Source organism: Xenorhabdus szentirmaii DSM 16338 (genome assembly GCF_002632585.1).
Classification (GTDB): domain Bacteria; phylum Pseudomonadota; class Gammaproteobacteria; order Enterobacterales; family Enterobacteriaceae; genus Xenorhabdus; species Xenorhabdus szentirmaii.
On record NZ_NIBV01000001.1, the window covers coordinates 1815585 to 1839720 of the forward strand.

The window sequence follows — 24136 nt, forward strand, 5'->3', positions numbered from 1 at the left end:
CTATACCATATCCTTCAGGCGATAGATCCAATCCAGAGCCTGACGGGGTGTCAACGTATCTGGGTTCAGATTTTCCAGTGCTTCAACCGCCGGTGAGGTTTCCTCTGCCAGCAAGGTTAATTGTGGTGTATCGACGTGGCCTGCGGTTGCACTATTAGAGAGTGATTCCAGCTCTTTTAATTTTTGCCGTGCCCGCTTAATGACCTCACGAGGAACGCCGGCCAGTGAGGCAACAGCCAATCCATAACTCTTACTTGCAGCGCCTTCTTGTACACTGTGCATAAAAGCAATAGTGTCGCCATGTTCGACCGCATCCAGATGAATATTGATGACGCCTTCCAGTTTTTCAGGCAAAGTCGTTAACTCGAAATAATGGGTTGCGAACAGTGTCATGGCCTTGATGCGGTTAGCCAGATTCTCGGCACAAGCCCAGGCAAGGGATAAGCCATCATAAGTTGATGTGCCACGACCGATTTCATCCATTAACACTAAACTATGCTCAGTGGCGTTATGCAGGATATTCGCGGTTTCAGTCATTTCCACCATAAATGTGGAACGCCCTGATGCCAGATCATCGGATGCGCCAACACGGGTAAATATACGGTCTACAGGCCCAATAATCGCTTTTTCGGCAGGGACAAAACTCCCGATATAAGCCAATAACGTAATCAGGGCTGTTTGACGCATATAGGTACTTTTCCCCCCCATATTCGGCCCTGTAATGATCAGTAACCGGCGTTGTGACGAAAGTGTCACGGGGTTAGAAATAAAGGGTTCACTCAATACTTGCTCAACAACCGGGTGGCGCCCTCCGGTGATTTGAATTCCCACTTTATCTGTCAGTGACGGGCAAGTGTAATTCAGCGTTTCAGCCCTTTCGGCAAGGTTTGCCAGCACATCTAACTCAGCTAATGCTTCGGCACTGGTTTGCAACTCAGCCAGATGAGGAAGCAGCAAATCAAAGAGTTCTTCATACAAAGCTTTTTCAATGGCAAGTGCCTTACCTTTGGAGGTCAGAACCTTATCTTCATATTCTTTTAATTCAGGAATGATATAGCGTTCTGCATTTTTCAGGGTTTGGCGTCGAACATAATGGATCGGAACCAGATGGCTTTGCCCGCGGCTGACTTGGATATAGTAACCGTGTACCGCATTAAAACCGACTTTTAGCGTATCGATGCCGAGCTTCTCACGCTCCCGGATCTCCAGTTTGTCCAGATAATCACTGGCTCCATCCGCCAAAGCCCGCCATTCATCCAGTTCAGCGTTGTAGCCTGTTGCAATCACGCCACCATCACGGACGAGAACCGGCGGTGTTTCAACGACCGCTTTTTCCAACAATGCCTGTAAATCATCAAAATTCCCGACGCGTTGCTGAATCGCCCGAATATAAGGGAAATCAGAAGAAGTCAGGATTTGATGAATCTCAGGGAATTGCTGGAAGGCATGACGCATTTTAGCCAGATCACGAGGACGGGCGGAACGCAGGGCAAGGCGGGCCAGCACACGCTCTAAATCTCCAATCTGTCGCAAGAATGGCTGCAATTCATAACCTATTTCTTGTAAGGCAGAAATGGCCTGCTGGCGTTTCTCCAGAGTCTCTTTATTGCGAATGGGAGTATGGAGCCAGCGTTTTAGCATACGGCTGCCCATTGGTGTCACACAATGGTCAAGCACTGACGCTAATGTGTTTTCAATTCCGCCGGAAAGATTTTGTGTCAGCTCCAGATTGCGGCGAGTTGCTGCATCCATGATGACCGTTTCTTGGTGACGTTCCATCGTAATGCTGCGGATATGGGGCAGGGCAGTACGCTGAGTATCTTTAACGTATTGCAGCAAACAGCCGGCAGCCCGTAGGGCGAGTGTGGATTTCTCGACACCGAAGCCAATGAGATCACGGGTACCAAATTGTAAATTCAATTGTTGTTTTGCAGTATCCAGTTCGAATTCCCATACAGGGCGACGGCGCAGGCCCTGACAGCGCTCAATCAGTGACATGCAGTCGAATATTTCAGGATAGAGCAATTCTGCCGGACGGGTACGCTGCAACTCAGCTGTAACGCTATCTTCATCGGTCATTTCTGAAACACGGAAACGACCGGAAGTAATATCCAGTGTTGCATAACCAAAACCCTGCTGATCATGCCAGATGGCTGCCAGAAGATTATCCTGTCGTTCTTGCAGCAAGGCTTCATCAGTTACCGTGCCGGGTGTGACGATACGCACCACTTTGCGTTCAACAGGGCCTTTGCTGGTTGCAGGATCGCCGACTTGTTCACAGATTGCCGCAGATTCACCAAGCTGTACCAGCTTTGCCAAATAGTTTTCAATCGCATGGTAGGGAACACCCGCCATCGGAATTGGCTGACCAGCCGATTGCCCGCGTTTGGTGAGAGAGATATCCAGTAATTTTGCCGCTTTTTTGGCATCGTCATAGAACAACTCATAGAAATCTCCCATCCGGTACAGCAGCAAAATATCAGGATGCTGTGATTTCAGACGCAGATATTGTTGCATCATGGGAGTATGGCTATCTATATCCTTTGCTGGAAGTTCTTTCATATTGATTTTATTCAACTTTATTATTCCTGTTGACTCAGTTGGGCCATCGACGCTCAGTCAACCCATCTAAACGACAAAACTTAAATATAATCAGCTAAGGATGGAACATAAACGACCTCATCCTAGGCAAAAATACTATCTTATCACTGATAGTCCGCGTGATTCATCTGTGGATCAGAACAAGAAAATTTACGCGGTAGATTATCAGGATTATTGGCAGGAATGTATCAGATTTTTTCACTATTCCGCAGGATTGCGAAGGCGCTGGATTTTATCACTTCGATCCGGTTCTTCTGTTACAAATGAAATCATTATCAGTCACCGTAATCTGCAATGGCTTATTAAGGAAAGTTTCATGAATTCTTGGGATCAAGGCTGTGATTTCTTATGATAGGGTGACATGGGTATGTTTTTATACAATTGAAATGGCGGGAACGGAATATGACAAGAAGCAACGGAATACTGATAAAAAATGCAGATGAAATAAAGAAAATGGAAATCGCAGGGCACTTGACCGGAAAAGTGCTTGAAGCTGTACGTTCCATTATTGTTCCGGGGGTAACAACACTTGAAATTGACGCATTTTGTCATGATTACATTACGAAAACCCTTAATGCTATTCCCGGCAGTCTCGGGCAATATGACTTTCCCCATACCGTTAATACTTCCGTGAATCATGTGGTTTGTCATGGCTGGCCTTCAGGGAAGAAACTGAAGAATGGTGATATTGTCAATGTCGATGTCACCGTCAAAAAAGAAGGGTATTACGGTGACAGCAGTATTACATTTTGTGTCGGTGATGTTTCTTCCCATGCAAAGCGTTTGGTTGATATTACTCAACAATGTTTATACAGGGCGATAAAAATAGTGAAGCCCGGGATTACCTTGGGGGATATCGGGCATACGATACAGCAACATGCTGAAGCCAATAATTACAGCGTAGTGCGTGAATATTGTGGTCATGGCATTGGCAGCAGCATGCATGAAGCGCCCCAGGTTTTGCATTACGGCAAGGCAGGAGAAGGGATGATTCTGGAAGAAGGCATGACTTTCACGATTGAGCCTATGATTAACCAAGGTAAAAAAGACGTTAAGCTGCATAAAGATGGCTGGACAGTAACCACCAAGGATCGCCGTTTGTCAGCGCAGTTTGAACATACGATCCTAGTCACCCGTGACGGTTTTAAGGTACTGACCTTACGAGATGAAGAGTGTGAAACTTTCGAGTCTTACCTGTCCGGCCTTTAATCCACCCCATTTTTTCCTCTTCCCGGAGCGCTGCTTTGTTGGCTGCGCTCATTCATGCTGCCATTTGATAAGGGTTTGAAAAACCCTGCTTTCTCCCCGGCTCCCTCCACGAATCCCACATATTTTTTCTTTTTATGAACAGTGAGTTACATCACGAAATTTAATGGGTAGCACCCTCCTTCAACCACTGATCAAAGGATTTTGACCGCTTAAAGTGTTATTTAACCGTTGACGCAGATCTTCCGATATGACAGCAGAAAATTTTATACCATAGTGCAGCATGGCGAGGAGTATATACCCTTTATGGGTATTACTTCCTTTTACATTTAGAAGGAAGTTTTATGAACAATAATAAATTGTTAAAACATATCCCTTGGATGATATTGGGGATAATTGGCGCATTCTGTCTTGGCGTTGTTGCGCTGCGTCGGGGAGAGCACGTGAGTGCTTTATGGATTATTGTTGCTTCCGTAGCGGTTTATCTGGTTGCTTATCGGTATTACAGTCTTTATATCGCCACAAAGGTGATGAAACTGGATGCGACAAGGGCAACACCTGCGGTTGTCAATAATGATGGTTTGAATTATGTGCCTACCAACAAGAATGTTTTGTTTGGTCACCATTTTGCCGCCATTGCAGGGGCGGGGCCATTGGTCGGACCGGTATTGGCCGCACAAGTGGGCTATTTGCCGGGAACATTGTGGCTGTTGGCAGGGGTGGTTCTTGCCGGAGCAGTGCAGGACTTCATGGTGCTGTTTCTCTCTTCCCGCCGCAATGGGGCATCATTGGGTGAAATGATTAAGGGAGAAATGGGGCGGGTGCCGGGAACAATCGCCCTGTTCGGTTGTTTCTTAATCATGATCATTATTTTGGCTGTGCTGGCCCTGATTGTCGTGAAAGCGCTGGCTGAAAGCCCATGGGGTGTATTTACGGTATGTTCGACAGTACCGATTGCGCTTTTCATGGGGATCTACATGCGATATATCCGTCCGGGGCGTGTGGGTGAAGTCTCTGTGATCGGCATTCTTATGCTGATTGCTGCAATTTGGTTTGGTGGTGTGGTTGCGGCAGATCCTTACTGGGGTCCTGCTTTGACATTCAAAGATACGACCATCACATATGCATTGATCGGTTATGCCTTTATCTCTGCATTGTTGCCGGTCTGGCTGATTTTGGCACCGCGTGATTATCTGGCAACTTTCCTGAAGATTGGTGTTATTGTCGGTCTGGCAATCGGGATTGTTATCTTGAATCCTGAATTGAAGATGCCTGCGGTAACACAATATATTGATGGTACGGGTCCAGTCTGGAAAGGCACACTGTTCCCATTCCTGTTCATCACCATTGCCTGTGGTGCGGTTTCTGGTTTCCATGCGCTCATTTCATCGGGCACAACACCCAAGCTGTTGGCAAACGAAAAAGATGCACGTTTTATTGGCTACGGTGCAATGCTGATGGAATCATTTGTTGCAGTCATGGCACTGGTTGCGGCATCCATTATCGAACCGGGCCTGTACTTTGCCATGAATACACCGCCGGCGGCTTTGGGCATTACCATGCCTGATCTGCATAATTTAGGCACGGCAGATGCACCAGTGATCATGGAATCGCTGAAAGAAGTCACAACCCATGCGGCAGCGACAGTCAGCTCTTGGGGCTTCGTGATTTCCCCTGATCACATTTTGCAAACGGCGAAAGACATTGGTGAACCCTCTGTTCTGAACCGTGCGGGAGGCGCACCAACGCTGGCTGTTGGTATTGCTTACGTGTTCCATCAGATTATACCTGCGGCGAACATGGGCTTCTGGTATCACTTTGGTATCCTGTTTGAAGCGCTGTTCATTCTGACAGCCTTGGATGCGGGAACTCGCTCAGGCCGTTTCATGTTGCAGGATCTTTTGGGCAACTTTGTTCCGTTCCTGAAAAAAACAGACTCTTTGATTGCGGGTATCATTGGCACGGCGGGTTGTGTTGGTTTATGGGGTTACCTGCTGTATCAGGGTGTGGTCGATCCGCTGGGCGGTGTTAAGAGCCTGTGGCCACTGTTCGGCATCTCCAACCAGATGCTGGCTGCTGTTGCCTTGGTCTTGGGCACGGTTGTATTGATCAAGATGAAACGCACCAAATACATTTGGGTAATGGTGCTCCCTGCGGTTTGGTTGTTGATTTGTACGACATGGGCATTGGGGCTGAAATTATTCAGCAATGATCCGCGCCTTGAAGGTTTCCTGTTCCTTGCGAAAGAATATAAACAGCGGATTGCTGAGGGGGGAGCGGAATTAACTGCCCAGCAAATTAGCAACATGAACCACATTGTTATCAATAACTATACCAATGCGGGGCTGAGTGTTCTGTTCTTCGTGGTGGTGTACAGCATCATTATTTATGGTATCAAAACCGCGATAAAAGCGAGCAAGAACCCAGAGCGTACAGATAACGAAACGCCTTATGCCCCCATTCCTGAAGGTGGGGTGAAAGTTTCTTCTACGCACTGATTTTTGCTGGGCGTGAATATGAAACTTAAGTTGGTATCAATCATCGGTATCAGCTTGTTGCATCAATAATCGCTATACCCCACATGGTCGGATTTGTATTATGTGGGGTATTTTTTTGGAGGACGATTATGTTCGGCAACCTTGGTCGGGCCGGTAAATATTTGGGGCAAGCGGCCCGCATGCTGGTGGGGGTTCCTGATTATGAGACATACGTGCAACATATGAAGGAAAACCATCCGGATAAACCTTATATGACCTATGAGGAGTTTTTCCGGGAACGCCAAAATGCCCGTTATGGTGGTGATGGAAAGGGTGGTATGCGTTGCTGTTAGTGCATTAACCGTGGCAGCCCGCGACACAGTAATCAAAGCATTAAGCAATAAAAAATCAATGGGAGACAAAAATGCAACCAATATCAGTGACGATCCTGACCGGATTTTTGGGGTCTGGGAAAACAACGCTGCTGCGTCATATCCTCAATGCCGATCATGGTTATAAAATCGCCGTCATTGAAAATGAGTTTGGTGAAGTCCCCATTGATAATGAACTGATTGGTGATCGCGCCACCCAGATTAAAACGTTAAGCAACGGATGTATCTGCTGTAGCCGTTCAAACGAACTGGAAGATGCGTTGTTGGATTTATTGGATAGCCTGGATAAGGGGCAAATTTACTTTGATCGCCTGATCATAGAATGCACAGGAATGGCTGATCCTGGTCCGGTAACGCAGACATTTTTTTCCCATGAAATATTGTGCCAACGTTTTCTGTTGGATGGCATCATTACGTTGGTAGATGCTGTCCATGCTGAACAACAATTGGATCGTTTTTCGATTGCGCAGGCACAAATTGGTTATGCTGATCGTGTGCTTCTGACCAAAACAGATGTTGCTCCTGCGCATGACGTTCTGATTGAACGTTTGCAGAGAATCAATGCCAGGGCTTCTGTTTACCAAGTCATTCATGGGGAGGCAGATTTAGGGATATTGTTTGATATCGATGGTTTTATGCTGAATGATAAATTAACCGTCTCGGCGCCACGGTTCCGATTTGCGCCCAAGCAGCAAAATGCGATCGGGTCAATTGTCATTAACTTGCCTTATTCAGTTGAATTATCGAAAATTTCTGACCTTATGGAGGAGATTTTGCTGCGTTTCGCGGACAATCTCCTGCGTTATAAAGGGATTTTGTCCATCAAAAATGAGTCACGCCGCTTGCTGTTTCAGGGGGTACAGCGCTTATACAGTGCAGACTGGGACAGAGAATGGCGCAATGATGAAGTACGGGAAAGTGTGTTGATCTTTATTGGGATGTCATTGCCCGAGCAAGAAATTCGTGAAAAATTTGCACAATTAAATGTAGATTTGGTTCCTGAATAACCAGTATTTTTTTACTCTTTAACGTTTTTACTCTTTATTGAGCAGTGAAATAGTCCGTATAAATTCGCTGCTCATGTTTAAATAGAAACTTATATTATCTATTCCATCTTATGTTGAGGAGTTTCTGTCAAACTCCGATTAGAATATTAACAAATATAACACAATAAAAAAAAGACTTATTCACAATTTGAGTTTGGAATACGTATAAAATAAAAAAGCGCTTTCATATCCTGGTGGAGTTGTCTATTTTCTTTATCGATAATCTCATCACTCTAATTGGTGAAGGTTATAGTAATAACAGTTCATATTAGTGGAAACAATAAATAAAAATAAAGTATTTATTTAGACGGAGACTCCCAAATTCTTGAGAAACGCTTCACATTACTGGCAGTATAAATTACCGTATGTGAAATGTTACGGTGTCCAAGGTAATCTTGGATCAGACGTGTGTCACGACCGAGATCGGCTAATGCATAACCACAGGCATGTCTTAACATATGAGGATGTGGGGAGATACTGACAGATGCCTGTTTTCCATAACGCTTCAGTAAACCATAAACTTGTTGCCGTGAAACAGCGCCTGATTTTTGGGAAAGAAATACCCACGGTGAGTCAGCTTCGCGCCATTTTTGGCGAATGTCTAGCCATTTATTCAATGCTTCAATTTCCTCTGGAATCAAAGGGTGGGTCGTTGAAAGGCCACCTTTTAACCGTCTGATATGAATAATTGCTGAATTTATATCGATATCAGATAAACGCAGATTACACAGCTCACTTACCCTGAATCCATGAATAAAACACATTAATAGCATGCAGTAATCCCGTTCTGCGTGTCGTCCTTGTTTTGTCTCTGCCAAAATTGCGTCTATTTCATATCGGGTTAAAAATTTACGTTGCTTCATGAAATTATCATTCCTATGACATCAGATAGATTAATTGTGAATAGCAAGGTATTTAAGCCAATCGAATACAACAAACCATTAGTGTTTTTTGAACACATAGGCAAAATACCAGATTAATCTAGTTGGAATACAGCAAATAAAAGATATTTACTGCTTCTGTTCGTCTTATTTTTAATGAAAATACTAATTGAAATCGAATAAATAGGTACTGTGTGATTCTGATGTACAGAATGGGACAATCATAAATAGAATTCCACACAAAAAAATTATTCTATGAATTTCGCACCCAATAATTGGGTTTGTTTTTATTTTTAGTTTTTTATTCTTATAAAAATCCTTTTAAGTGTGGTGATTTTGTATTTTTACTGCATTTAAGCTAAAAAGTAAATGATTTATCTAACTTGTTCATTTAATGATTCAAAGTTGCTCAAAAATCACCTCTGTTGAATAGTGTATGAATTAATATTCTGACATTTTTATATTTGTAGAGTTTAATGCTAATGTTTTAGGAGAAGTTAAGTAATTGAGGGGTGTTTTTTAAATTTATGCGATAGATGCTTTTAAATTAACTTAAATTTTCAGAATAACTTAAGATAAACTTGTATAACATGTTATTATTTCAATATGTTATTATATTTAATGTAAGGTTTAAATGAGTAATTAATCTTCACTCAGTTTGAAATATTTAATTAAATCGTTCTCTTTTAGGATTAATTAAATACTATTTCGTCATTAAAATGATTATTTACTAAATTAATAATATGAATTGATTAAGGCCAAAAAAACGCGAGAAAAAAGTTTTTTTGGCCCTGAGAATTTATTTACGCAAAGTTTGCCTTGTGCGCCATAATCTCAATGATTTGTGTATCTGTTTGTTGCATTGCATGACGGGCAAGGGAACATAAATTGGCAATGGATTGGTCTACATCATCGGAAACAATGCCATCACTGCCCCTGACTCCGCTATTGTCCAGAGCCATCAATACTGCTTTATAGGCAGAGCTGACGCTGGTGGATACTTTCATTGCACAACTATTGGACGCCCCGTCACAAATCATCCCGCTGACATCACCAATCATGCTGCAAATAGCCATGGCTACAGGCTGATAATGTTCTTCTATTAACCACGCAATTCCGGCTGCGGCCCCCATTGAGGCCGTTGTTGCTGCACAGAGCGCTGAAAGTGATGGCAATTTGTGATGAATATAAATTGCCATCAGGTGTGACAGTATCAGCGCCCGTGCCAGCTGTTCTTCATTGCATCCGAAATGTTCTGCGACGACAACCACTGGCATGGTGGCCGCAATGCCCTGATTGCCGGAACCTGAATTGCTCATTGCCGGTAAAACTGCACCTCCCATACGTGCATCTGAGGCGGCAGAAGTTCGGATCATAATTTCGGAAAGCAGATCCCGTGCCAATAACCCCCGATCGCGCTGGCGCTTCAGAGTCATACCGATATGCAATCCATACTGTGTTGTTAATCCGGCCTGAGATAGGGCATCATTCAATCGTGCTGCTTCCAGTATAAAACGGATATCGGCGTAAGGAATTTTTGTCGCAAATTCATAAACCGCAAAAGCAGTGGCTTGCTCAAGGCAATGCCCGGCGTCTTCTGTTGAGGTGCTTATGGGGGTACGGGCATATCCGGTCACTGTGTTGTTGGATTGAGATCGTTTGTCGGAGATTATCCGGCCATTATGCTCAATTTTCACAATGTCGGTATGGCTACCTGCGATGGTAACAGTTGCGGATTCATACTGATAATACACAGCGGCTTCGCAATACAGGATATCATCGCAGGGATGCTGAATATTGACAGTGACAGCACCTTGCAGCAACAACGCCTTACTTTGGGCAATGTCAGCGGGGGTGGCTTGTTTCAGAACCTCCAGGCCGGCGTGGGGATCACCTCCCAATGCGCCCAGCGCGGCGGCAATCGGCAATCCGGCCATTCCTGTCCCCGGCACCGTTACACCCATGCCATTTTTCATTAAATTCGGTGAAACCCGTGCGCTAATGCGCTGGGCCGGACCGGACAGATAAGATGCCGCTGTGGCTGCCGCCAGTGCCAGTGAAATCGGCTCGGTACATCCTAAAGCAGGCTTAACTTCCTTTTTTACAGTGCGGATAAATTCACGCCACAATCGTTTTTGTTGCTCTTGATTCATATCGTTCAACCTTCAACTTTCGATCTTCAACTACAGTTACTGATAATTGGTTCTTCCATTTATTCACATTCATGCCGGAAATGGTTCCCGTATCAGGAAAAGGCCAAAAAGGGAGAGATACACAGCAAGAGTCCTGTAAAAATAATTAAAATGAGTGATGCCCCTTTGTAGTGATGCAAGGCTGGCACTTTATAGACCAGATAAGCGGGGATCAGGCAGCCGACAATACCGAATATGGGGCTGCAAATAGAGGTGAAACTCAGTACAGGTGCATTCAGAATAATGGCACTCCATGCCAGTAAAACAGCGAAGACCATGATGCCTTTTTGTACCCATTTTTCCTTGATCTTGTCGGCAGGGAACAGACGGCTGAGGAGATTCATGGCAATGCCCTGACTGGCTTCACGGAACCCGAGATAAACACCAAAGAAAGCTGTCATAACAGCAAAAATATTGAGCATGACACTGATGACAATGACCCAGCCACCGGGAAAAAACTGAGCGGCGATGGCTAAGGCAGAAATATTCTGCTCATAGGCTTTGATCGCTTCATCGCGCCCCATTGCCAGTGTAAAAGAAACGGCGTAAAAAAATACCGTACAAAACAGGATAGCAAAGGCAATGTTCATGGCCCTTAATGCCTTATGGCGGGCAACTTCACGGTTTTGTTCACGATTGCGGTAGGAAATCACCATCGGACTGAGTGTCTGGATAAACAAAATGGAAGTGAGCGTAAAAGGTAATGTAATAATGGCCTTTTTGAACAACAGGCCGAAGGGCGGCAATACCCCGATATTGTACAGATGCCACATCCCGACCATGGAAAGCCCCAATGCCGCGACAACAAATAACTTCGTCATGACCATCAGGCTGGATATTTTAAACAACAACTGTTCACCACGGGAAGAAATGGCAACAAGAATGCAGATTAACACCAAGCCGTAAAATGGGTTCTTCGACATCAGCTCGTCAGTGATACCAAATGTTTGCAGGTAAGACGCACTATCATTGGTTATGGCTGTCGAATAAACAAACATCCAGATCACCAACATAATAAAATAGAGTATACCCAGTAAAATGCCCCAGTTCTTACCGAGATATCCACTGATCACACTGGGATAATCCTTGCATTCTGTGGACTCTGCAAGGGTATTGATGAAGAGCCGTTGAAAAAGATACATGGCGGGGTAACCAATAATGGAAGAAAGCAGGAAAACCCATAATCCCATCAATCCGACCTGAACAGGCAAGAAAACGATCCCCGCCCCAATAGCCATCCCAATACTCATGATGACCCAACCCATATCAGTTTTGTCGAATTGTATTGCTTTCCTCCATTCATCTTCTGTCATATTGGCCCGTTTGGCGGCCGGAGATAAGTGGGGCGTGACATCATAGTTTTTTATCTCTGTTTTCATAATAGCTCGCTTACATCTTTGCTGGTGTAATGTGTACTGAGTCGGTACAGGGAGAGATACGTCACATCATCAAATAACCGCTAAATTAATAAGGTTGTAACTTGTGATGATCGTGAATGATTTTGGGGAGAAAAAATTTTCCTAAATATTCCATCTAATGTGACTTTTGAGAGAACAACTTCTTCATAAAGAAGAAATCGCTATTTATTGTTTTCAATGAGACATCGTAAAGGAGACTGTGCAAGAAAGAGCATGTGGCTTATTTATATCATACTGATAAATAACGTAATTATATCTTTATGCTAAGGTATTATGAAAATTAGTGATATTAACAATTGAAACAACTGGAGGGAAAAGTTGTGTACGTTATCACGTTTGTCTCGATTCAGAACACCCTGTCAGTATTAAATCCTTTTTATTGTTAATATTATGCTGTAGTTCAGCATACTAATCTAGAAATTTTTGATGGCGAAAAGGCCGCGTTCTTTCCGCACACGCACTGTGATCCAAGGGCATATCCGCCAAAAGAAGAGTGCATGCAGGTTGTTGGAAAGGGAGGGGATAGATCGGAAATGAACAGCATGGATCGGCCGTGGCAGGCAGTGTGATTTAAAATGACTCAGCTCAGGGATTATTGTTGTTATTAGGAGGTGATTATCTAAATAATAATCAGGAATAGAATAAATAAATTCAATTTGGATTAATAGTGTTCATTAACATTAGGCTGCTTATTTAAAATCAAAATAATATCATTTCATTAATTCATTTTAATGATGAATTCTACTTCTAATTAAATAGACTTTTCCTATGACTGTATTTATTATTCCACTGCTTTATATTCATGGAATTTTTCGAGAATTGTCCATTCAGGAAGAGATAATAATGAAACGTAAAATTACCTTAGCTTCGCTTTGCCTTGCTTCTCTTATGCTAGTTGGGTGTGCGACAGAATCTTCATCCACACTTCAAGTTCAGAAAGTTTCGTCTTATAAGACCACCTATACCGGAATTCGAAGCCCGATTTCTGTGGGGAAATTTGAGAATCGTTCAAGTTACCAGAATGGTATTTTCTCGGATGGCGTTGATCGCTTGGGGAATCAGTCAAAAACGATTCTCGTGACTCACTTACAGCAAACCGGCCGCTTTAATGTGCTTGAACGCACCAATATGGCGGAACTGAAAGCTGAAGCAGGTTTACAAGGTAAAGCTCAAAAACTAAAAGGGGCGAATTACGTCATTACAGGTTCAGTAACTGAATTTGGCCGCAAAGAAGTCGGTGATCACCAATTATGGGGCATTTTAGGGCGTGGTAAATCACAGATTGCGTATGCAAAAGTGATGCTGAACGTTGTTGACGTAGAGACTTCAGAAGTTGTTTTCTCATCTGCGGGAGCCGGGGAATATAAACTCTCCAGCCGCGACATTATTGGGTTTGGCAGTACTTCCAGCTACGATTCTACCCTGAACGGTAAAGTCTTGGATTTGGCAATACGTGAAGCTATCAACGACTTGGTCACAGGTATTGAAAGTGGTGCATGGAATCCGAAGAATTAAAAATTAGAATAGGAAAGTAGCTACATGTTTTTGATGAGAAAGACGGGGACGTTATTAGGTGCCATGCTGTTGGTGGGATGCGCGCAAGCGCCTAAGACGATGTACGTTTGGGAAGATTATCAACCGGCCCTTTATCAGTATTACCAGCAGGATAAAACAAGCCCGCAGGAGCAGTTGCAGGCATTACGGAACGTTATCGAAAAAGCGAAAGCAAAAGATAAGCCCGTTCCACCGGGGCTGCATGCTCAGATGGGGCTGCTTTACAGTAAAATTGGCAATCTTGAAGATGCTTTTCAGCAATTTGAAATAGAAAAAAAACTATTTCCTGAATCCGCGCAGTATATGGACTTTTTGCTAAGCAAGAATAAGGGCATGAAATGATGAACCGTTTTTCAGGGGTTATGAGTGCCTTATTATTGCTGCTATTGACCGGTTGTGTTCAACATAAGCCGCATGATTATTCAGCACTGAGAGAAAGTAATCCTAAGTCTATTTTAGTGTTACCGGCCGTGAATAAATCAGTAGAGGTACAGGCTTCAGGCAGTTTGCTGTCTCAGGTCACTTACCCGTTGGCTGAATCCGGCTATTATGTTTACCCTGTTGCGGTTGTTGACGAGACATTCCGTCAGAATGGGATGACGGAAGCGCAAGATATCCATAACCTCAGCTACAAAAAATTACATGATATTTTTGGCGCGGATGCTGCACTCTATCTGGATATCACCCAATATGGCACGCAATACCTCGTCATAAACAGCGAAACCCGCGTCAGTGCAACCGCCCGTTTGGTCGACCTGCGCACAGGAAAACCATTGTGGAGCGGCACGGCGACAGCGTCTACGGCGGAGAATAATAATTATTCGAGCGGTGGTCTGGTGGGTATGCTGGTATCAGCGGCTGTCTCTCAAATCGCCAATACTGTGATGGACAAGGGGCATGAAATTGCAGGCATTACCAGCCACCGGCTGTTAAGTGCGGGTGGTGATGGCCGCTTGCTGTATGGTCCTCGTTCAGAACTCTATCGAAAAGAACAACTGTAAACGTGATGAAAATAAAAATGCCGCAGAGGATTTGCGGCATTTTTTATATCAGATATCCAAACGCTTCGTTTGCCAACGTTTGGATTTCCAGCGCCAGGCGTTAATTATCCCGCGAACCCATTCATCGAAGAAGAACCCGATCCAGATCCCTAAAATTCCCATACCCATGGTAATGCCGAGGAAATAACCGAGAGGGATGGAAATTCCCCACATACAAATGGTGGCAATAAAAAGTGGGAAACGGGCATCGCCGGAAGCACGCAATGCATTGACCATCACAATATTGAAAGTACGGCCTGGTTCTAAAAAGACAGAAAGCAGACACAGAGGCAGCAGCAGTTGAATAATTGCCTCATCTTTCGTCATGATAGCCAAAAGGGGCTCCCTGAAAATCCAGAATGCCAGAACGACCCCTACGGTGACGATCACACCAATCCGCAGGCTTTTGAATCCCCTGACATAAGCATCTTCAAAACGTTTTGCCCCGACAAGATGGCCGACCATAATCTCGTTGCCGATGCTGGTGGAAATACCAAACAGCATAATGAACAGAGACAACTGGAAATACAAAGTCTGTGCTGCCAGAGAGGTTTCTCCCATTAACCCGATAAAGGCTTGGGCAGTCATATATTGCAAGATCCAAACCAGATTTTCACCTGCTGATGGCAAACCGACGTGCAAGATCTTGCTCAGCATATTTTTAGACCAGTGAATAAGCCATTTTATTTCGAGTTTGATCTTCAACCCGCTGAACAGCAATCCGAAAAGCAAAACCACGGCAACAGTACGGCCAAATACCGTAGACCATGCCACACCTTCCAGCCCGTATTGAGGCAGGCCAAAGAACCCGTACAGGACAATCATATTGCCGACAATAGTAAGCAAATTGGCAATCAGCGTGACAAACATTGCGGCTTTTGACTTGCCATATACCCGCAGACAAGCGGCCAGAATAATGGAAACGGCTTCAGGTATCAGACAGATACCGAGAATATGCAAATATGCAAACCCATCGGCCATTAGATTTTCTGGCAGGTTCATGATTTTCAGGATTTTATAGCCGAAGAAAATCGTCATCAACGCACAGGTAAAGCCCAGCACAAAATTAAACGCAATGGAGATATGAATAGCCTGACTGGCCTTATCGCGTTTTCCCGATCCCAGATATTGGGCAATGACAACGGTACAGCCCACGCTGATGAAATTGAAAATGGTAATGAAGAGATCAAAAACCTGATTGCCCACACCCATGGCAGCGAGATAAGAAGATGAAATATGGCTGACCATGTATGTATTGATCAATAGAGTTGCCATATGCAGAAGAATATCAATGAAGATTGGCCAGCTTAATGAGAAAAGCGAGCGATCAACGACATCAGACTGATGCATCGTAAAAACCTATTTATAAGAAGTGAAATGAATGGTCTCTTGGTGGCGTGACATCCCCAGAAAGTATAGATAATTCTACAGGCTTTATCGGGGAGTGAACAGGCAGAGTGGGTAATTTACGTCTATGTTTGACTGAATAAAAAATATTTTTCCGTAGTGAATTTAATCAATTTTATCGGTTGTTTTTCTGTAATTGTTGATTATATGGCCGCTTTTTGGTTGCTATTAATGCATTTTAAAATAAATCTTATGTTTTGATCGATATGCCATCAGGTAGAGTGTTGTCATTTAAACGCGGTGTTCAAGGCATACCTGACAGAAACACCATTCAATGACAGGGCTAGGGTAATTAACAAAGGAGAATGCTTGAAATGAGCGAATTATCTGGTGATATCATTGCAATAAGCAAGGCACTTCTTGATTCATTGAACCGCTATCAGTTGCAGGTACAGGGTTGTGACGCGGAACTGGATGTGGAAAGTTTTACCGGGCGTGAAGCCATGAGCGACACTTACCGTTATCGCATCCTCTTTGCCAGCGCGGATCAGGATATTCCGCCCCAGCAGATGCTCCGCCGCAGTACGGCATTGACTTACCGGACACCGGGCAAAACCGAGTTTGGCACCCGTTTTCCGCCGGAAATCAGGCGGGTGGTACATGGTGTGGTCACCGATTTTAAACGGCTGGGCGGCTCCCGTGATGAAGCGTTGTACCAAATTATTCTCGAACCGAAATTTTCACTGCTGCGCCATCAAAAACGCTCCTACCGTTTCTTCCTCAATCAGTCAGTCCCGGAAATCGTCGAGCACATCCTGCGGGAGCATGGCTTCAAGGGCTGGGAATTCGAATTTAACCTGAAACACACCTACCCCAAACGGGAACAAATCAATCAGGCGAACGAAAGCGACCGGGCTTTTATCGAGCGCTTGCTGGCCGACGTGGGGATTTTCTACACCTTCCGTTTACAGCCGGATACCGAGACCGAAGTGATCCACTTCGGGGATAAACAGCGCTGCTATGAGTTTGGTAAAAACCTGCCGCTGAACAGCCCGTCGGGCATGAGCGATAACGGGCAAGATTCCGTTTGGGGACTGACCTTGCGCCATCAGGTGGTTGAGCGTTCTGTGCAGACCAAGGACTATAACTACCGCACCGCGCAACATATCCTCAATTCCGGCCAGGCGGACATGACACGGGGCGAAGGGGAAGGAATGACCTACGGGGATGTGACGTACTACAAACTGCGTCACCTGAGCTCGGGGGATAAGCTGCGCCCGGAAACGGAAACCGCCAACTTCTGGGCGCGCCTTGACCACGAACGCTTTCTGTCCCGACAGACCTTGCTGCATGCCCAAAGTACCGACCCGACGTTAATGGCGGGGCAAGTCCTGACGATTGAGGATGCGACGACGCCTTCTACCTTGCCGGCAGTCTTTCAGTCCCCGGTGCTGGTGACGCACCTGCGTTTCAGTGCCAGCCGAGCAACGGCCTTGCAGGTCAGCCTCACCGCCGTGCCGTTCAGTGAAAGCCTGTGCTGGCGGCCGCCGTTGAAACCGAGGCCGGTGCTCAGCGGCACACTGACCGCCCGTGTCACCAGCCCGATAAACAGCGACATTTACGCCCACCAGAGCCAAAGCGGGCAATATTGGGTGAAATTTGATGCGGACCGCGATGAAAAACGGCTGGGTTACGAAAGTATGCCGATGCGGCTGGCAAAACCCTATGCGGGGGACACTTACGGTATCCATTTCCCGTTGATACAGGGCACCGAAGTGGCGATTGCCTTCCACGAAGGCGATCCCGACCGGCCATACATTGCCCATGCCTTGCATGACTCCTACCACCCGGACCATGTGGCGGCACGCAACCATACCCGCAACGTTATCCGCACCCCGGCCAACAATAAATTGCGCATGGAAGACAAACGCGGCCAGGAGCATGTAAAACTCAGCACCGAATATGGTGGTAAAAGCCAGCTGAATCTTGGGCATCTGGTGAATGCTAAGCAGGAAAAGCGCGGAGAGGGGTTTGAGCTGAGAACGGACAGCTGGGGCGTGATCCGGGCAGGCAAAGGGTTGTTTATCAGTGCGGATAAAAAAGATCGCGCCCAAAGTGATGTTCTGGATATGCGGGAAGCTATCACGTTAGTTAAGGGGGCGGTCAATCAGGTTTCAAACTGGGGATCGATTACTGAAAGCCACCATAATTTACAGCCGGATGCAAAAAGCCTGAAGAGCTACCTTGAAAATGTGGACAGACTCAAAGTACCGGCGATGTTACTCAGCGCCCCTGATGGTGTTGGTGTTGTCAGCCCCGATATTGTGTTGTTGCAAAGTGGTAAATCCTTGTACGCACAAAGTGTGGGAGAGGTCCACATTTCCAGTGAGGAAAAAGTCGGTATCAACGCCAAGAACAAAATTTCCCTGCTGTCCCAAACTGAAGGCGTGCGGCTGGTTTCAGGGAAAGGGCATTTTGAAATCGAATCACATGCTGACCGGCTCACCACAACAGCATTAAAAGACATTACGATCCAGTCGACACAAGGACATATTCAGATTACAGCAAAAAATGGCATCACATTAGGCAGTGGCGGGGCTTATGTCCGCATTTCTCCGGATGGGCAAATCGAAATACATGGCCCCAGCAATCTGAGCCTAAAAGGTAATCACATTTGGGATGGCCCGGCGGGTCAGGAATTTCCTTTACCTGAACTTCCGCAATCCGTGTGTAAAGAATGCCTGCAAAAAGCGCAGGAACAAGCCGCCGGTTTATTGATCCGTGAATAATGGGAGCAAGAGAATGACAATGGAAATACGCCAGCAATGGCTGGAAAAAATAGAACAATCCTGTGCAACCATGAACTTGAACACGATTGATATCATCGTCGATCAAACCGGATTGGATGATTCAATTATTCCGGCACTGCAACGCATGCAGCCTGAGATTCAGTGGTTCACATTATTTGATGGAAAGCCAGAAGAGGGCCTGCTCGATCAGGCCCCGCTTTTAATCCGGGTTCAGCTTGACTGCTGGCAGCATAAAAATTGGCTGCATGAACTGATTGACCATTTTTGTCACACATCACGCTTGCTATTGTTGATATCGCCTATGCCTTTTGAGCCACTTTGCAAAATCTTGCAATATTTTTCAGATGTGCAATGGGGAGAACAATCCTGTTTATTGCGTTTTTACGATCCACGCGTATTTCCGAAATTATTGGCAGAGATTTTAACTCCTGAGCAGCGTGAATTATTTCTGGATATTGCTTTTGTCTGGAGTTGGCTGGACAGAGATAACCAAATTGCTTGGAAGCTCGGCACATTTAAACCTAATATGCCACAGCCGGATCAATGTACCCCATTGGTCTTTGATGATCGCCAGTTCGAATTAATCGGCTGCATTACTGATGCTGAAAAATTATTAAAGTCGGAAACATTGATTCATCACGATCTTCCAAAAGAACATTATTTTTCTTATTACTATCAAACTGCGATAGAAGCGAATAAAAAAGGATATTTGGGGGATTTGGCTGACTATATCAGTGAAAGTCACGGAGAGAATAATGAACGGGGTTTTTAATCGAGATTATAAAGAGGTCCAATATTTATTCGGATCTCATTTATTAAATAATTATGGTTTTGTCAAAAATAATAAAAGCCATAATGATTTATTTCACGGTGTTATTAATAACAGGAGTCAATAAATGGAAAGAGTAAAAGAAATAATGAAAGGCTCAATGATATTACTGGGTTTACTTATATCCGGTTGCTCATTAGCCAATAATGATGGTTGGCTGACAGGAAATTTACGAGGCATGAATCATACCACATCAGAAATCACCCGTTTTTCAGTAGATGGTTATGGTGGTTTGGTGGGGGGAAATACCTGTTGTATTTCATTACCGGTTAAGTGGCATCCCGGTTTAAAAGCTCATGTCAAATGGAAGAGTTCATCTAAAAAATTGACGTCCACATTCCCTGGATATGAAGACAGTGAAAAATACTCAGCTTGGGAGAAGGAAGTATTGAAAAATCAAGTTCAGCATGAAGCCATCGTTGATATACCCGAATATGATGACCCTTGTCCTTTGACCGTGCACTTCCTGACCTGTAATCAAGTTAAGGTCACAACAGCTTGTGCTGTTTATGGTGCCCCCAATTATCCTATCAATGAACCTTTAAATATGACAGAACCTGCAACATGTTCAAAATAACAGATTCACGCCAGTCAGTTTGGATACCGCCGGAATTTCCAATCACGGGACGTTTGCCTTTAGAACCCCGTCAGGTGGAAACGAATATCAAAAAACAAAAAAAGAAGCTCAATATTTACCTGAAATTAAACCGCCAAGTCATTATCGTTTTGTCAGAAATAACCAAAGCCATAATGATTGATTTTATGGTGTTATTAATAACAGGAGTTAATAAATGAAAAGAATAAAAGAAGTAATGAAAGGCTCAATGATATTACTGGGTTTACTGATATCCGGCTGTTCATTAGCCAATAACAATGATTCATCTGGAGGTAATTTAAAGGGCATGAATCATACCATGTCAGAAATCACCAGTTTTTCTGTAAATGGTTATGGTGGTTGGGTAGGGGGAGATACCTGCTGTATCTCATTACCCGCTAAATGGCATCCCGGTTTAAAAGCTCATGTCAAATGGGAGAGTTCATCTAAAAAATTGACATCCACATTCCCTGGGTATGAAGACAGCGAAAAGTATTTAGCTTGGGAGAGGGAAGTATTGAAAAATCAAGTTCAGCATAAAGCCATCGTTGATATTCCAGAATTTGACAAGGAGCGGTGTGGGCTAACTGTACATTTTCTACCCTGCAATCAGGTTAAGGTCACGACGACATGTTGGGCATATGGCATGCCAAATTACCCGATTAAAGAACCTCGTAACATGAAAGAGCCAGAAACATGTTCAAAATAACAGATTCACGCCAGTCGGCTTGGATTCCCCCTGCATTTCCAATTCAAGGGCGTTTGCCTTTAGAGCCCCGTAAGGTGGAAGCGAATATTAAAAAAGAAGTGGCTAAATATTTATTTGGAGCTCATTGATTAAATCATTATGGCTTTGTCAAAAATGATCAAAGCCATAATGATTTATTTCACGATGTTATTAATAACAGGAGTCAATAAATGGAAAGAGTCAAAGAAATAGTGAAAGGTTTGATGATATTACTGGGTTTGCTGATATCGGGTTGCTCGTTAGCCAATAATGATGACTGGCTGGCAGGGAATTTACGGGGTATGAATCATACTATGTCAGAAATTACCAGTTTCTCAGTAAATGGGTATGGTGGTTGGGTAGGAGGAGATACCTGCTGTATCTCATTACCCGCTAAGTGGCGTCCGGGTTTAAAAGCTAAAGTCACATGGGTTAGCTCAAAAGATATCACGTCCACCTTTCCGGGTTATGCAGATCGTGAAAAATATTTCGCTTGGAAAAAAGAAGGTGAGGAGAGTGAAGTTCAACATGAAGCTATCGTTGATATACCCGAATATGATGACCCTTGTTCTTTGACCGTGCACTTCCTGACCTGTAATCAAGTTAAGGTCACGACAGCTTGTGCTGTTTATGGTGCCCCCAATTATCCTATCAATGAACCTTTAAATATGAAGGAGCCTGCTACATGTTCAAAATAATAGGATCACAGCAGTCGGCTTGGATACCGCCTGTATTTCCAATTCAAGGACGTTTGCCTTTAGATCCCCGTCAGGTGGAAGCGAATATAAAAAAGCAAAAAAAGGAAGAGGTTCAATATTTACTGGAAGTTAATCAGGAAACAGGGCGTCGTAATGGGTTTGTGTGCAGTCAAAGTTTACATATCAGTTTGTTTTTTGATGGTACAAATAATAATGAAGAAGATGATACAAATCAGGCTAAAGTACCCCATCCCTCCAATATTGCTAAGCTTTATCATGCTTCATTAGAACACGCAGAGCAACACGGGTACTTTAATTATTATATGGCTGGAGTAGGCACCCCTTTTCCTGACATCGGTGAACTTGATTACAGTACTTCTGGGTTGGCCTTTGCTTCCGGAGGAGAAAATCGAATTAACTGGGCACTCTTACAAATAGTAGAGGCCCTTGCACGAGCAGTAAAAGCTCCACTTACACTAAAAATAATACAAGACAAAGTTAAAGAGATGTGTGCTGCTTGGCCATTAACCGGTGAAGTTAATCGTCGTCAGGCTATTAAAAGTTTATTGGCGCCGTTGCAAGAAAAAATCAAGACTGCAAAACCCAAGTTACTTGCTATTAAACTGTTTATTTATGGTTTTTCCCGGGGTGCCGCAGAAGCCCGTACCTTTGTTAATTGGCTGGCTGAGTTATTTGAAACCCCCGAGGGGGCAGAACGACCTGAACAATCTTTATTGGGGTTGCCGGTCAGTATTGAGTTTTTGGGCTTATTGGATACGGTAGCGTCAGTGGGAGTTGCGCATCTTGTTCCGTTTGCGGATGGTCATATGGGGTGGGCGGATGGTACTCAACAGCTACCGGATGAATCCCGCTATCCCAATTTGGTTAAATCTTGCTACCACATGGTGGCGGCTTATGAGCAACGTTCAAGCTTCCCACTCGATACCCTCCGTCGCCCGAGTGGAGAATATCCGAGCAATACGCTGGAAATACTCTATCCGGGAATGCATTCCGATGTTGGTGGTGGATACCCTCCGGGGGATCAGGGTAAGGCAATTGGTGATCAGGGATTGTTATTGTCACAAATAACTTTACACGATTTATATTCAGCGGCTTTTGACGCAGGAGCCCCTTTAACGATCCCACAACCAGTCATTCCTGACAGTGTAAAAGCATCACAACCATCTAGAGTTATGCCACGACGTGCAATTGATGAATTTTACATATCTTCAATTTTAGTTGAACGCTTCAACGCTTGGCGCACGACTATCATTACCGAATCCAAGAGTCCTTTTCCTGCCAAATCGACCCCCAACAACCGCTATGAACCGATTCTTATTGGCAAGCCATTGGAAACCTTGGTTGAGGAGCAAATGGGGTGGATAACCGCTTGGCGAATTGGGCGTTTTGCTTATGGAAGTTATCAATCCCAGCCGTTTTTTAAACAAGCCAACGAATGGGATAAAGAAAGGATTAAAACAGAAAAAAAGAACAATGAAACCAAGACAAGTGACATAAAACAGGATCGTAAAAGCAAAAATCCCAATGCGCCGGGACGCCCCATTTTTGAACCTACCATAGATAAAACCCAGATAGGCCAAGGGGCAAAAGAGTTCCGGGATGATTTCTACAACCATATGCGCTCCCATACCAGTATTACGCAATTGGTACTGGATACTATTCCTAAGCACGTTATCTACCTGATTAACTCAGATGATGAAAGTGCGGAATATGAGCATATGAAGGCAGAGGGCTTGAAGCTGTACAACAAACTGTTTCGTGACAATGCGGGGACGGTCACGAGCGATCCGACGATGGCGCAGGTTTGTGCACTGTTTGATGATCAGGTTCATGACTCCCGCGCGTGGTTTATGCACGATAATTTGGGATCACGTGAACTCTGGTCTGGTTATTTCCGCTATCGGATGATTTTCAGTGGCAGTGGCAGCAATAAAGAACTGTCTCCGATTGCCGTTGCCGGGCAGTTGGTTGGCATCGCAACGCTGGTGGGTGGGGTGGTTTATATCGCCAAACAAAAAGATATCGGCAGTATGGCGGCCGGATTGGCGGGAACTATCGGCATCATGTCAATGGAATATCAGGTTATTGACCAAATTTCAGGCGTGGCATTGCCTTTTGTGGCAGGGGCTGAAGATTTATTGAAACCCACCACCTCGCCGGGAGATGTCATTAATGCACAGAAACAACAAGCCATTGAGAAACATTTCTCCGATGCCAAAAAGAACCTCAGCAAACTGCTCAATATTGCTGAAGATAAAGTGGCCGAAAAATCGGCTCCAAGCTTGATGGAATGAGGGAAAAG

General features: G+C 44.5%; 18 protein-coding genes and 1 pseudogene. 14 read left to right on the plus strand and 5 right to left on the minus strand.

What is annotated here, in order from left to right:
* On the minus strand, positions 1-2562 hold the full coding sequence (mutS, locus tag Xsze_RS08280; protein WP_038236270.1) for a DNA mismatch repair protein MutS: 2562 nt from the start codon (positions 2560-2562) through the stop codon (positions 1-3).
* 441 nt (positions 2563-3003) lie between these two features.
* Between mutS and map the strand changes: the two genes are divergently transcribed.
* From map to yjiA, 4 genes are all read left to right on the plus strand, one after another.
* The gene (map, locus tag Xsze_RS08290; protein WP_038236217.1) at positions 3004-3810 is read left to right on the plus strand and encodes a type I methionyl aminopeptidase; all 807 of its coding nucleotides are present in this window, start codon (positions 3004-3006) and stop codon (positions 3808-3810) included.
* A gap of 341 nt (positions 3811-4151) precedes the next feature.
* The gene (locus Xsze_RS08295; RefSeq protein ID WP_038236216.1) at positions 4152-6305 is read left to right on the plus strand and encodes a carbon starvation CstA family protein; all 2154 of its coding nucleotides are present in this window, start codon (positions 4152-4154) and stop codon (positions 6303-6305) included.
* A gap of 128 nt (positions 6306-6433) precedes the next feature.
* Complete coding sequence (locus Xsze_RS08300) at positions 6434-6637, plus strand: YbdD/YjiX family protein (protein ID WP_038236215.1); 204 nt, start codon at positions 6434-6436, stop codon at positions 6635-6637.
* A 71-nt stretch (positions 6638-6708) separates the two neighbouring features.
* Positions 6709-7683: a GTPase gene (gene yjiA / locus Xsze_RS08305; RefSeq protein WP_038236214.1), complete on the plus strand. Its 975-nt coding sequence runs from the start codon at positions 6709-6711 to the stop codon at positions 7681-7683.
* A 338-nt stretch (positions 7684-8021) separates the two neighbouring features.
* Here the strand turns inward: yjiA and Xsze_RS08310 are convergent.
* The 3 genes and pseudogenes from Xsze_RS08310 to Xsze_RS08320 all read right to left on the minus strand — a co-directional run.
* Positions 8022-8588, minus strand: a pseudogene (locus Xsze_RS08310) (tyrosine-type DNA invertase); the annotation flags it as partial.
* 818 nt (positions 8589-9406) lie between these two features.
* The gene (locus Xsze_RS08315; protein ID WP_038236210.1) at positions 9407-10756 is read right to left on the minus strand and encodes an L-cysteine desulfidase family protein; all 1350 of its coding nucleotides are present in this window, start codon (positions 10754-10756) and stop codon (positions 9407-9409) included.
* A gap of 92 nt (positions 10757-10848) precedes the next feature.
* Entirely contained in the window at positions 10849-12174 is a 1326-nt protein-coding gene (locus tag Xsze_RS08320) for an SLC5/6 family protein (protein ID WP_038236208.1), read from the minus strand.
* A gap of 882 nt (positions 12175-13056) precedes the next feature.
* Here Xsze_RS08320 and Xsze_RS08325 point away from each other — a divergent pair.
* Genes Xsze_RS08325 through Xsze_RS08335 form a run of 3 tightly spaced genes read left to right on the plus strand, consistent with a single transcriptional unit; the run spans position 13057 to position 14768 of the window.
* On the plus strand, positions 13057-13728 hold the full coding sequence (locus Xsze_RS08325; RefSeq protein WP_038236205.1) for a CsgG/HfaB family protein: 672 nt from the start codon (positions 13057-13059) through the stop codon (positions 13726-13728).
* Positions 13729-13752: 24 nt separating this feature from the next.
* A complete protein-coding gene (locus tag Xsze_RS08330; RefSeq protein ID WP_038236203.1) occupies positions 13753-14109 on the plus strand; it encodes a DUF4810 domain-containing protein in 357 nt (118 codons plus the stop codon).
* Positions 14109-14768 (plus strand): DUF799 domain-containing protein, encoded by a 660-nt coding sequence (locus Xsze_RS08335; RefSeq protein ID WP_038236268.1) that lies wholly within the window; start codon positions 14109-14111, stop codon positions 14766-14768. The genes Xsze_RS08330 and Xsze_RS08335 overlap by 1 nt, the downstream gene beginning before the upstream one ends.
* Positions 14769-14816: 48 nt before the next feature.
* Here the strand turns inward: Xsze_RS08335 and Xsze_RS08340 are convergent, their stop codons facing one another.
* The gene (locus Xsze_RS08340; protein ID WP_038236201.1) at positions 14817-16157 is read right to left on the minus strand and encodes an MATE family efflux transporter; all 1341 of its coding nucleotides are present in this window, start codon (positions 16155-16157) and stop codon (positions 14817-14819) included.
* A gap of 371 nt (positions 16158-16528) precedes the next feature.
* Here Xsze_RS08340 and Xsze_RS08345 point away from each other — a divergent pair, with 371 nt between their 5' ends.
* From Xsze_RS08345 to Xsze_RS08375, 7 genes are all read left to right on the plus strand, one after another.
* Positions 16529-18943: a type VI secretion system Vgr family protein gene (locus Xsze_RS08345; RefSeq protein WP_038236199.1), complete on the plus strand. Its 2415-nt coding sequence runs from the start codon at positions 16529-16531 to the stop codon at positions 18941-18943.
* Positions 18944-18956: 13 nt separating this feature from the next.
* Positions 18957-19736, plus strand: a complete 780-nt coding sequence (gene tla1 / locus Xsze_RS08350) for a toxin Tle1 chaperone Tla1 (protein WP_038236197.1) — start codon at positions 18957-18959, stop codon at positions 19734-19736.
* A gap of 124 nt (positions 19737-19860) precedes the next feature.
* Positions 19861-20370 carry a Tli1a family immunity protein gene (gene tli1a, locus Xsze_RS08355; RefSeq protein ID WP_038236195.1) on the plus strand — a complete coding sequence of 170 codons (510 nt, stop codon included), beginning with the start codon at positions 19861-19863 and terminating at the stop codon, positions 20368-20370.
* Positions 20358-20588 (plus strand): hypothetical protein, encoded by a 231-nt coding sequence (locus Xsze_RS08360; protein ID WP_038236193.1) that lies wholly within the window; start codon positions 20358-20360, stop codon positions 20586-20588. Before tli1a (Xsze_RS08355) ends, Xsze_RS08360 begins: the two co-directional genes overlap by 13 nt.
* The gene (gene tli1a, locus Xsze_RS08365) at positions 20585-21097 is read left to right on the plus strand and encodes a Tli1a family immunity protein (protein ID WP_038236191.1); all 513 of its coding nucleotides are present in this window, start codon (positions 20585-20587) and stop codon (positions 21095-21097) included. The genes Xsze_RS08360 and tli1a (Xsze_RS08365) overlap by 4 nt, the downstream gene beginning before the upstream one ends.
* Before the next feature lie 209 nt (positions 21098-21306).
* Positions 21307-21813 (plus strand): Tli1a family immunity protein, encoded by a 507-nt coding sequence (gene tli1a, locus Xsze_RS08370; protein ID WP_038236189.1) that lies wholly within the window; start codon positions 21307-21309, stop codon positions 21811-21813.
* On the plus strand, positions 21801-24128 hold the full coding sequence (locus Xsze_RS08375) for a T6SS phospholipase effector Tle1-like catalytic domain-containing protein (protein WP_051462336.1): 2328 nt from the start codon (positions 21801-21803) through the stop codon (positions 24126-24128). Before tli1a (Xsze_RS08370) ends, Xsze_RS08375 begins: the two co-directional genes overlap by 13 nt.
* Positions 24129-24136 lie beyond the last annotated feature (8 nt).